The sequence below is a fragment of the Lactobacillus kimbladii genome, from assembly GCF_000970755.1.
Lineage (GTDB): Bacteria > Bacillota > Bacilli > Lactobacillales > Lactobacillaceae > Lactobacillus > Lactobacillus kimbladii.
In genome coordinates, this window is sequence record NZ_KQ034007.1 from 1774643 (window position 1) to 1786723 (window position 12081).

7 protein-coding genes and 1 pseudogene are annotated in these 12081 nt (G+C 32.5%); 3 read left to right on the top strand and 5 right to left on the bottom strand.

Annotation, left to right across the window (positions count from 1 at the left end):
* Nucleotides 1-60: 60 nt before the first annotated feature.
* From JF75_RS08770 to JF75_RS08785, 3 genes are all read right to left on the bottom strand, one after another.
* Entirely contained in the window at nt 61-1647 is a 1587-nt protein-coding gene (locus tag JF75_RS08770) for an ATP-binding cassette domain-containing protein (RefSeq protein ID WP_046332686.1), read from the bottom strand.
* A gap of 1180 nt (nt 1648-2827) precedes the next feature.
* Complete coding sequence (locus JF75_RS08780) at nt 2828-3928, bottom strand: SLAP domain-containing protein (RefSeq protein WP_046332688.1); 1101 nt, start codon at nt 3926-3928, stop codon at nt 2828-2830.
* Nucleotides 3929-4411: 483 nt separating this feature from the next.
* Nucleotides 4412-4651 (bottom strand): hypothetical protein, encoded by a 240-nt coding sequence (locus tag JF75_RS08785; protein ID WP_046332689.1) that lies wholly within the window; start codon nt 4649-4651, stop codon nt 4412-4414.
* Between the two features lie 424 nt (nt 4652-5075).
* Here JF75_RS08785 and JF75_RS08790 point away from each other — a divergent pair, with 424 nt between their 5' ends.
* From JF75_RS08790 to JF75_RS08800, 3 genes are all read left to right on the top strand, one after another.
* On the top strand, nt 5076-6062 hold the full coding sequence (locus JF75_RS08790) for an SLAP domain-containing protein (RefSeq protein ID WP_046332690.1): 987 nt from the start codon (nt 5076-5078) through the stop codon (nt 6060-6062).
* A gap of 266 nt (nt 6063-6328) precedes the next feature.
* Entirely contained in the window at nt 6329-7915 is a 1587-nt protein-coding gene (locus JF75_RS08795) for an ATP-binding cassette domain-containing protein (RefSeq protein WP_046332691.1), read from the top strand.
* A gap of 314 nt (nt 7916-8229) precedes the next feature.
* Entirely contained in the window at nt 8230-9690 is a 1461-nt protein-coding gene (locus JF75_RS08800; protein WP_046332692.1) for an SLAP domain-containing protein, read from the top strand.
* A 57-nt stretch (nt 9691-9747) separates the two neighbouring features.
* Here JF75_RS08800 and JF75_RS10400 read toward each other — a convergent pair.
* Both JF75_RS10400 and JF75_RS08805 read right to left on the bottom strand, forming a co-directional pair.
* Nucleotides 9748-9889: pseudogene (locus JF75_RS10400) on the bottom strand (IS3 family transposase); the annotation flags it as partial.
* A gap of 156 nt (nt 9890-10045) precedes the next feature.
* On the bottom strand, nt 10046-11629 hold the full coding sequence (locus JF75_RS08805) for an ATP-binding cassette domain-containing protein (RefSeq protein ID WP_046332693.1): 1584 nt from the start codon (nt 11627-11629) through the stop codon (nt 10046-10048).
* Nucleotides 11630-12081: the final 452 nt, after the last annotated feature.

A 12081-nucleotide genomic window follows, 5' to 3' on the forward strand; every position in this document is an offset into this window, starting at 1 on the left:
CTAATTTTTAATTCTTCAGCATTAGCAATCAAAATCCGGTATCATTTCATTCCTGTACTTTTAACTAATTGGGATTAGCTGCTTATCTTCTAATTTGTAGGCATGGGTGAACTTACTTTGCAAGTCTTCTGGAATATGATGATCAATCTCAACCACTGTCAAGTCGGAAGATAAAATCATTTCATGAATCTCATGGGCGGTTTGTGGGTCAAGGGATGCGGTACCCTCATCAATCAGTAAAAAGTTACGATTATATAAAAAGGCACGAGCAATTTCTATACGTTTCTTTTCTCCACCTGACAAGTTAGTTCCGTCTTCTTGAATTACGGCGTCAAGGCCAATCTTTTGCATTAATGGCGTTAAACCCGCTTCTTGAATGGCATGCTCAATCTCTTGGTTAGAAAAGTCACGCCCCAAAGTCAGGTTAAAGCGCAAGGTATCATGAAAAATATTCGAATCCTGATTGACTTCTCCAAAGTAATCAGGCTGAGGAGAAACAGCCTTACCATTTGGTTCAACTAATTCCACTGTTCCCTTGTTTGGTTGGATAATATTTGCCATTAATCTGAGCAATGTGCTCTTACCCTGGCCGCTGCGACCAGTCAGCAGAATTTTATCACCACGATTAACCGTCAAGCTGGCATTTTGAATAATAGTCTTATCCTGATAGCCAAAAGTCACACCATTGAGTTGCAAGTCTTTGAAATCTATTGTCGTCATCTCGTCACTGAGAGTAGACTGCGGTAATTCCTTGATATTAGTCACTTTTGTTAACAAGGGTTTAGCCGAGTTAATCGTTGTCATTGACCGGTTGATGGCCAAGATAGAATTTACGATCCAAGAACTGGAATACTGAACCATAATAAAGGAAGAAAGAGGCAAGCGCTTGTCTAAAACAAATAAAATACCAATCCCAATGGGCAAAAATGATAAGGTATAAGCCAGAATACCAGCCAGTAAATTGCTCATGGCAATCGTATTTTCCCGTTTCTGCTTCGCTTCAGCTGTTTCAGTAATTGCCTTCTTGCCTTTCAGTAAAAAGAAAGGCATCGCATTATAATGCAAGATTAGGTCAATGTGCTTGAGGTAATCCGACATAAATCCCGTGTACTTACCAACACTAGCACTCCAAGCTTTAGAGCTTTCCATAACCCGTTTAGCCATAATTTTTGGAGCAATTGCTGAAATAACTGAAAAAAGCATAAAAACAAGAGTCAGGATAAAGTTCGCATTGATAGCCATAGCCAAACATAGCAGCAGGTTAACAATAGAAGTGATTAAATTAAATACTTCTTTGACGTAATTATTTTCTACCAACTCTAAATCATTGGTGACAAATGATAACTTATCAGAAACTGGTTCTTGTTGTTTAACAAAATCAGAAGATAGCAGATCACTGCGCACGTTCTTATTGAAGAGGTAGATGTTCCGATTTAGCGTCCTCTCGTAAAAGTAGCGGGCAACAGTTAATAAGAAAATAATCAGAACAATCAAACAGACTTCTAGAACTACTCGTCTTTTATCACCAGCTTCGACCATGGCAAAGATTTGCGAATAAGACCACGTGTTAAAAGGAGTAGCAAGACCTACGATCAGGGTCAACAAAAAACATAGTATTATGCTTTTGTTATCAAAATATTTTTTCATAATTGTTTTTACCTTTCATTTATATTTAACATATTTTGCTAAAATGGTCTTGTTCCATAGAAGCAATATGATTTATCTTGTTTAAATCTTTCCCGTTACTGTTTGTTCTTTTAATTTAATCATAATTTTGTTTTAAAGTATATATTTATTTTCTAAGAGGTATTTTTTTAGACTAAGTGGTTATTACTAAAAACTAAAAAGCTTCCTATTTAAAAAATAAATTTAACCATCAGAAGCAATTAGGAGTTGTTTAGTTCAAAAATACTAACGTTTCTACCTTTAAAATTTAAATATTATATTAAAAATCTTGATTCTAATTACCAAGATAATTTAGGCAAAATAATACACTCAAATTTATTCGAAATTTGAGTGTATTATCAAAACCCATAATTCTTTTTTAGTTTAACTTGGTAATTTTTCTGCTACTTTCTGCTACTTAGTTTATAAATATTATCATGTAATGCCGCAATTTTTTTGTCATGCGTGACTGTCAAAATTGCTTTTGCTCACCTGATAGTGTATTTGGTTTCTTTTTAAAAGAGATTCTATGTTCAAATATTCGTTCAACTTATGCATTCTGCTTTTAATTTCATTTGCCATATTGTCGATCCAACTATTATTCGTATAAATTTCTCTTCTTTCATACTTTCATTTAAATGATATATATAAAGAAGAGTAATGGCATTAACAAAAATTGGGATGAATATAACAAGGTTATCGCTATCAAACATCAGCTGCAAAATACCATGAATATCCTTTGGAACAAGATTATTTAAAACATATACTGCAATTACAATGTTATTTAATAATTCAATCAAAAAGCTAAAACAAAAATCGGTTAATTTAAGAATATTTTTAGTCACTAATAAATCAATACCTTACATATATTATAAATAACCCTAAAAAGAGAAGGCCACATCTAATAAAATTAATAATATTCTCGCATTTGTCTCTTTGTTAAATTTTTAATAGATTTTATTTAAATTATACAATTATAGAATATCATAAAAGTAACTACATATCCTGATATTATAAAAATTTAAAATATATTTTAATATAAATTATAAAAAGTTTTACAGAAATCTTTCATTTTATTTTGTAGCTAAAAAAAAGCCTTGCAAAGCAAGCCTTCTTTGAAAACAAGTAATTATTCAAATTTTGATTAATTTTTTCACCTGCTTTAATTATTAGCAGCAGATTTTGCTTGGGCTTGAGCTTGGGCTTCGACTTCTGCTTTTGTGTTACTTGGCTTTAATTTGATACCATAACCATATTTAACATCACTAGCTCTAACATAGGCATCTCCCAGCTCCATTTTTTCGCTCTTATTGGAATAAATCTGATGAATGGTCAGATTGTAAAACAATTCTGCCTTTTGATCAGCTGGCACCCAAAGATATAGTAATTTTTCAACTCTTAAGTAATTGACTTTTTTAGAAATCTTTTGCCCATCATGGTCTTGCGTGCTGCCATCTGCATTATAAACATCAATATCTTTATAGAGACTAACATAACTGAAATTTTCTGCATTATAGTCATGGACTGGCAATTTCTTTTTAGCTTTAACATTTGAAAACCATAACCAATGATCTGTTCCCTTAATACGGTAAATTTTAGGCTCAGGCACGAACTGCCCTCTTTGATTCATAATATATGCAGCGGGTGATCCAGTTTCTAAACGATCTACTTTAAATTTAGTACCAGCTTTCGCAATTTTTACTTTTTTAGTACCATAAATCGCTGTACCTAACTGTGCAATTGCCGTCACAGTAGTTTCTTCAGTTGGTGAGCCAATTACTGCTCCAACATTACCAGCCTTTAGGTATTGCTTTATCGGGCCCCCTATTCGGTAGTAGCGTTTACCGTTTTTAAAACGTAACGCACTCCCGTAGGTAATTATTGTTCGGCCCTTTCTGATTAAATTTAAACTGGCTTTACGAGTACTAGTGGCATAAACATAGGAATTATGTTTAACTTTGCGCTTAACCCCATCTATATTGGACGCTTTGAGGTAGCGATTTTTACCTTTAAGCTTGTAGTAAGGCTGTTTTTTAATTATTACCGGCTCATCTTCAACTTTGACAGTTGTAAAGGCACGGTATTTATTTTTAGTACGCTTGCCAGCTTCAGTATAAGCTACCGATTTATGCATAATAGTTTTGGTAAGAGTGTGATTAGCTGCTTGGACAGTTGGTGCTGCTTGACTAGTTATTGTAAAGATTATTGCTGTACTAAACAAGCCAGCGACCAGCAGAGCAGCTATTTTCGTCTTTACTTTCATTTATAAACTCCTTTCTAACTTACTTTTAATATTATTATATCTTCTTTTTGCTTTCTCTTCAGCTTTTGTGTTGCTTGGCTTTGATTTGATACTATGAACAAACTTGACATCATTTGTTTTCGCATAGCCATCGAGTACTTCAATTCATTAAGTATGCATGGTTACCTATAGATACTTTTAGCTCTTTCTCTTGCTAATCCTGAGATGTCAACAACATAATTCTAGCCTACTACCAGCCAAATACCGAATAAATCAAAAAAGTACACGCAACAGCGACAATCATATAAGAAATACGACAAATAATATATAATCTCCTTACTAATTTTGCCCGTTTTGCATTATAAATATAGGGAATACTTGTATAATGCTTTCTTGCTTTTTTAGTTAAATCTGCATTCATATACATTTCTGCTAACACGGTAACAATGAAAATCAAATTTCCTATTAATAGAATAACAACTTCTGATGTAAAAAAAGCCAAAGTTAATAACAGAACAATAGTCGCAATAAACCGGCTGGCATTATCATTACCACTTCTCTCTCAATTCCAGGCTTTGCTACAAACTCTACTGTAGAAGCTGCGACTTCTTTTCGTGATTCCAAATTAAGCTTATGCCAAGCTTTTGACTTGAGATAAATCATAGATAGCAATGTTATAAATGCAATAATAACGAATATTAAAATAATAATCTCGTAAATCAAATCGTAATTCGTAGTATCCATAAAAAGCTCTCCTAGTCTATTATATTTTGCAAATATTTAAAGGCTTGCGAAATTTTGATTATTTTAGCAGGTTAAATACTGTAAACTTTTTATTTCATACACTATACACTGTCTTAAGCTTTAGCATATCATTTTTTATCGATATAACAAATAACCTTTGAATTAAAATAATTACAAAAGAGTCTAAGATCGATAAATCTTCCAGAAATTTTTTTGCTCTGCTACTTCTACAAAAGATAAGTAATATTACTATCTTTAGATTAGACCGTTCTTTAAAGGATTTTTATTCCATATAAAAAGAAGCATCCATGCGAATATACAGAAGGAAATTAATTTCTGCTCTACTTTTAAAATCCATAGAAATTCATTTATACTTTTATGATAGTCATGTAAACAATATTCTTAACTATCATAAGGAGGAAAAATGAATTTCAAAAGGAAAGTGATTAAATTAAATAGTAGCATTGCTTTATCCCTGGCATTATTTAGTTGCGTTGATGTGGAAACAAACAGTTTTCATAATGTTGTCCAAGCTTCTAGCTATCAGAAAGCAAAGATTACTCATAATGCCTTTATTTACGATAGCAAAGGAAGAAGAAAAATTGGCTTTACTTTAAAAAAGGGCAAATTAATAAAAGTCTATAATAGGAAAAAAATAAAAGGAAAAAGCTTTGTTAGAATCGGTAAAAATAAGTACATAAAAAAGTCCAATGTTAGAAAAATAAAAAAGTATCTGTTTACTATTAACCTCGAAAATTATGTTAGTGCGCACGTTATACCGCAAAAAGACAGTGCGTTTGGAAATGATTTTATTGGTAACCAGAAAATATATGAAAAACAAAGGGACTCAAACGGTAATGAATGGCTAGCAGTAAATAAAGATAATTGGCTATTAAAAACTGATGTTGAAAACTCAAGTAAAAAAGATAAGGATGATGCAGACCAAGAAAATAGATCTATATTGTCTAGTAGCCCTAAAAAAACTATCGCTGAAATTAAAAATGATAGTTACACAAAGGCTATTGAAGACAGCTTTCTCAGCCAATTAAATGCTTTACGAAATAATAAGGGAATGAAGCCTTTTATTTACAATGAGGCTTTACACACATACGCCAAATTGCGTGCTAAGGAAACTCTTCGAAACTATAGCCATGTTCGACCTAACGGTGAAAAAACAAAGTTTGGTGAAGTTTTAGCTGGTGGCACAGCGAGTGCTTATGGTTCACCTGAAATAACTGCAAAAGAAATTTTAGATTGTTTTATTTATTATGATGCTGCTTCTAACTGGCAACACCGTGATTTATTGCTTAATCCCAATTATACAAAAATGGGTGTAGGCATAGCATGGGATAAAAACACAGATTATGCTGATGCGGCTGTGGGTTTCAATCTTATCGCAAATTTTTATTAAGTACATTAAGCAGCTGCTATAAATTATTAATGGACAATAAATTTTGAAATTGATTTTAATCATTTGTTTCCATATCAGAATTATTGTTTTAGCCACAGACACATGATCTGCTTTATTCCGTCTTATAAGATTGCCCCCCTATTCTATAGATCAGAATATAGTTTAATAACTTAAGTTGATAATATATAATAAAGGAATACAAAAGATTTTAAACTTATTTTATTCTAATATTTCGGCTATTAAAAAGTATCTATGGGGGTATGTGAGTGAAATATATTTTAAAAAAAGACTCAAAAAGAGTAATAGTTTACTTCATTTTAACAATTATTTTGGCACTATTAATGGTTTCGAACTCGCTTGTATTAAAGTACATTATGGATGTAGCTTCAAGCAAAGGTTTGAATAAATATGTGTCTTTGGTTATAAATGTATTGTTATTTATTTTGGTTCAGTCTCTGGCATATTATTTGCAGCAGCTAAATTCACAATTTTTAGCAAAAGAAGCTGTTTCGGTCTATCGTAATGTGGTTTTTGAACGTTTGTCAAAGCAAAGACTGCTAACACTTAATTCAAATGAATCTGGTCAATACATTTCATTATTAACTAGCCAAATGGACAATTTAGGACAAAACTACTTTTATACATTTTTTTGGGGTTTATATTTACTACTACAATTTCTTGCTGCTAGTTTGCTATCTTGGATAATAAATCCTGTTATGGCGATTTTTGCTATTATTTTAAGTATTCCTAATATCTTTATCCCGTTAATTTTTAAAACAAAATTACAAATTAAAAAAAGTAAAACAATAGAGGCAACTAATAATTATATCAATGAAACAAATGACTTATTTTCTGGTTTGACAGATTGGAAAGTGAATCGTTCTGAAGCTGCAGTGGTTTCAGAAGAAAAAATGATTAACAAAAAGCTGTTACATTGTGAAAAAGAAGAGCTAAAGACTGAAAATACAGTGACGGTTTTCAATAAAACTTTTTCTGACTTTTTATATTTTGGTACGTGGCTAATTGGAACTTTTTTTATCATAAAGAGCAACTTATCAATTGGTCAAATTGTGGCGTTTACCCAACTAGTTACGAATATTTCTTTTCCTATTTACAGTTTTTCTGATCTTTTTTCTCAATGGATTGGTGGGAAAAAAGTATTTGATTCAATTGAAAATGAAACAAATAAAGAAACAATTACCTCGGACAATGAAAAAAACATTGATGCTTTTTCTAGTATAGAATTAAAGGATGTAAGTGTTTCTTTTGAAGAAAAAAATGTTATTGATTCACTGAATCTTAAAATTAAAGCTGGGAAAAAATATTTAATTGTTGGTAAAAGTGGCAGTGGTAAATCTACTTTCATCAAGCTTATTACCAAACAATTAGATAATTATGGAGGAGAGATTCTGTTAAATGGAATAAATATTTCAAAACTCACAGATAATCAAATTTATCAAAATTTCAGTTACTTACCACAAGATGGCCATGTTTTTGCAACCACATTGCGTAATAATCTGACTTTATATAAAAGTTATCCGGATGAAATTATAATTAAAGCATTAAAGTTTGTAGAATTGGATAAGTGGGCCAATGCTGAATCGTTGAGTATGAAACTAGGAAATTCAGATACAAAAGTATCTGGTGGAGAGGCTAAAAGAATTGAATTAGCAAGATTACTACTTAGGGAAAAAAGTGTGTTAATTTTGGATGAATTTTCTTCTGGAATAGATAAGGCTACTTTACAAAAAATTGAAAGCAAGCTTTTAAGTTTACCTATTACATTATTATACGTAACCCATACTTATAATAACGACTTGATAGCTAAAGCAGATGAAGTTATTAAGTTTTAAAACTTTTGCGGCATTAGTTATTGTCAAATGACGGTTATCTGAATATTATAAAGTTTTGTTCAAGAGGAGTTCTATTGATAGTAGAGCTTCTTTTTACAATTAATTCATAATAATATCCAAAGTTTAACCCACTGTTTAGCTGAAAAACATTAAAAATAGAAATAACTAATTTAGTTTCCTGGCTTTATGCATAATTTTGGTTTAAATACTTTCAAAACATCTTTACTTGGTTTATATTTTTGAAAGCCTATTCAAAGACAGCATATTATTCTATACTGTATGTAAGGTATTTAATCAATTTTTGAGGTGATTACATGAAATTAAATAAAAAGTTTGTTTATGCTTCCATAGCAAGCGTTCTTGCTATTAGTCCTGTATTATCGGTAGTATTGTCAAGTAATACAGAAGTAACAGCCGCCAAGACTGATACTTTCACGTTGAATCATAATTCTTATGTTTACACGTCTCAGGGCAAGCGCACCTATTATAACGGTAAAGGGACATTGCGTATGGGCACCACTGTAAACGGTAGTGCCAAAACAACTTCAATTAATGGTAAAAGCTACTATCCTTTAACCGGTGGTGCCTACGTTAAGGCGGCTAATGTTGGATCCATTAACAATGAGGTTCAAAGCGGCAATTTAGAGCTCAATTACAATTCTTACGTCTATGATAAGAATGGCAAGCGTTTGGGGAAATTCCGTGGCAGTAAAAAGAATACGCATTTGCGCAAAGGAACCCCTTTGAAATACTCTGGCTCTGTAGAAAAAATTGACCGGAATAGCAAACAGTATTTCCTAGTCAATGATGACAACTATAATCAGTCATGGCTCCCTTATAAAAAAATCGGTGGTAAATATTACTACAATATTGGAGCCGGTGGCTATGTTAATGCGGCCAATATTGGCAACATTGATAACAAGCCCCTTTATGTCGCAGAAGCAACCGTGACAATTAGTCCAAAGGATATTGACTCCAAAGGAGTTCAGATTGGCTTGGGCAAAGAACAAATCACGGTTAAGCCTTTACAAAAAATAAAAGTTAACCGTGAAACCCTATTTAGGTATGATCCAACCAGTTCACCAAGTTACATTATTAGTGGGACAAAAACTGGCTGGTTTCCTAAATCATACGTACAAAAAGAGCCAAGACAAAGGCTGCTGACTTTTACCGCTGACACCTATGTTCTAATTACTTCTGGAACTGATATTTTTGATGCTAATGGAGACTTACGACCAAATCAGGTTGATAAAGCCGGTCTAACGACCTTTATTGAGGGCGAAAAAATTCCGGTTGATGAATTGTTATACATTTGGTCGAATAAGGACAACAAAGCTGAGCTCTACTATCATTTAGGTGACGTAAATGGCTTTACGCACACCAACTTTGAAGAAAACAATGAAGAACATATGTCATTCATCAAAGCTGCTGACAGTAAATATATTTCTGGTCCATTTTTGAAACCTCTTAATACGGTTGATGAAGCTAAAGCAGATGCGAAAATAGCAACTGCAGCAGATAAAAAAGACCTCCAAAAGGAAATTGATCAGGAAAATGCAGTTCACAATACTGATGGATATAAAGCTTCTGGTTTCAAACTTTATGATGATGCACTAAAAAAGGCCAAAGAAATTAATAGCTCAGATAAGGCAACAATTTCCGAGGTCAAAGAAGCCACGAGACGTTTACAAATGCAAGGAAAACTAGCATACCTAACTAATTATGAATATTCTGTGTATGGTATTTCAAGAAAAACAATGCCAGAAGAATATTAGAAACTTACAAAGTTAATAAAAAAAGCAAGAAATTATTAAATGATGTGAACCCTAAAATTAGGACACTTTATTAGCTTTACTGAGGACTAACTGCCGATATTCGATCGGAGTTAGTCCTTTTAGCTTGATTTTAATTCTTTTCTGATTGTAATACTCAATAGTTTCTTACTGCATCTCCCAGCTCGGTGAGATTCTTATACAGCTTTTCAAAGCAATGGAACATTTATTCATGAAAAAAAGTGCTCCTTATAGTCGGATTATTGTCTAACTATTATGGAACACTTCAATTTCGAGAGTCATATCCTTTTTTACTTATTTTTCTCTTACTTTACTATGCTTTATTGATAGCTCAAGATCAAGATTGCTTTGATAAATCAATTATTTGATCAAACATTTCCTTTTCGTTTGATGAAATGTGGTGAGCAACTTCGATAACAGTTCCTTTAAACTCACTTAGAATAGTTTGATGTATTTGCAAAGACAAGTTCTGATCAAGAGATGAAGTTGCTTCATCAGCCAATAATATTGGTCTTTTTGATACTAATGCTCGTGCAATTTCAACTCGTTGATTTTGACCACCAGATAAATTACTACCACCCTTCCCAAGTTGGTAGTCTAAGCCCTTTTCGTTTACGAGATCAGTTAAGCCGGCTTGTTCAACAGCATAATTTAAGTCTTCTTCAGACACATGGCGACCTAAAGTAATGTTGTATTTTAAAGTATCATCTAAAATAAAAGGCTTTTGCTGAATAAAGGAAAAGTACTCGTGTAGTTTTGCCCAATCACCATTTACTTCAGAATGATTAACTTCATAGGATCCAGAATCAAGTTGTTGAATACCAATTAAGACATTCAGTAAAGTTGATTTCCCCCAACCTGATGGAGCTTGCAGGAGAACTTTTTCCCCGGAATCAATTTTTAGATTAACATTGGCAAAAATTTTCTGTTTACCCTGACTAACTCCAGCATCAGTCAATTGTAATGATTGGAACGTATCTGAAGCAGTTGCAGTATTGCTACCCTGCGGCTTTATCAGCAAGTCGATTTTTTTGATTTTTTGCAAAATCGGTTTTGCCGTTTTAATATCGTTAACTGACCCAAAAATACCAACTACAGGATTAATAAAATTATTAGCCAGTTGTGCAATCATCATAAACGTGCCTAAAGTCAGCCGACCGCTAACAATGAAACTGATACCAATGGCAAAAGGAAGGAACATACTGAAAATATATGCTACTATCATAGTCATCTCATTAGACATGCCTTTAGTCCAATTGGTTTTGAAAAGAGCCGTTTCCATTAGCTTCGCTGCTTTAATCAACCTGTTAACCATTGAAAATTGAACATCATAGATGTTAGCCATTTCCGCTCCAGAATGAGTTTCAATAACAGTATTTGTATAGTTGCTATTGGATTTTTCCCACTTTTCAGAATTTTTTTCGATCTTAGGGCCAAAAACAGACTGAATAACGGCAGGAGTAAATGAAGCTATTAAAAATACCAGCGCAATAATCCAGGAACTAACAAATGCAGAGATTACAGCTGCCAAAAATTGAATTAAATCAGAAATGATTGAAAGCTCTGCCTCAATACTATTGGTTTCAATTTGCTTGAGGTCATTGGTCATAAATGAACTGTCAATTTCGTTATGGCCAGCATAGTTATTCACTAAATAATTAGCAGACGCACTTTTCAAGGCAAGATTAATTTCTTCGATAATTTTATAATAGAAATACTGATATATAATGCCGACTATTCCAAATATTAGCAGACCACAAACAGCAAAGACAGTCAGCTTGATTAAGCTGCCTTGAGGCTTTTGGGCGAAATCAATAAATTTTTGAAAAATGAAGGCAACAAAAACAACCTGAAGCGATTTCAAAAAAGCAAAAAAAACGTATAAGGCTATTTTCCAGGGGTGTGAGTATTTTATAATCATAGTTTTCCCGTCCAATATTTTTTAAATAGCATTTTGTTAGTCTAGTTCTTCACTTATAGTATGTATACTCATTTTTAAATTCAATATTGCTCTTAAGCTTGTCCATAAGCCATGTGAAGAAATTTTTAGCTTAATTATTAAAACTCAGGCTTTTAAATTAATAAAAAATAAATATTAGATAACCAAAATAATAAGGTTTTAATCTTTAAAAGTCAATAAGATAATTTTATTTTCTTTTAATATTTATACTGAACAATTTCCCGTTAGCACTAATTTTTTCCTTATTCCTATTTTGTAACTGTAAAAAAAAACGATTATAAATGGCAACATGCAATCCCTGACTCAGTCAACTTGTGCAAAATTAATTCAGTCATGATATAATGTAATCATAAAGAAAAGAGGCCCCGCGACGAGACCTCTTTGAAAACAAGCAGCCGCTCTAAAGGCGGTTA

What these genes read in the sequence shown, in the direction of transcription:
- JF75_RS08770 (WP_046332686.1), bottom strand. Translation starts at nt 1,647, where the DNA reads ATGAAAAAATATTTTGATAACAAAAGCATAATACTATGTTTTTTGTTG.
- JF75_RS08780 (WP_046332688.1), bottom strand. Translation starts at nt 3,928, where the DNA reads ATGAAAGTAAAGACGAAAATAGCTGCTCTGCTGGTCGCTGGCTTGTTT.
- JF75_RS08785 (WP_046332689.1), bottom strand. Translation starts at nt 4,651, where the DNA reads ATGGATACTACGAATTACGATTTGATTTACGAGATTATTATTTTAATA.
- JF75_RS08790 (WP_046332690.1), top strand. Translation starts at nt 5,076, where the DNA reads ATGAATTTCAAAAGGAAAGTGATTAAATTAAATAGTAGCATTGCTTTA.
- JF75_RS08800 (WP_046332692.1), top strand. Translation starts at nt 8,230, where the DNA reads ATGAAATTAAATAAAAAGTTTGTTTATGCTTCCATAGCAAGCGTTCTT.
- JF75_RS08805 (WP_046332693.1), bottom strand. Translation starts at nt 11,629, where the DNA reads ATGATTATAAAATACTCACACCCCTGGAAAATAGCCTTATACGTTTTT.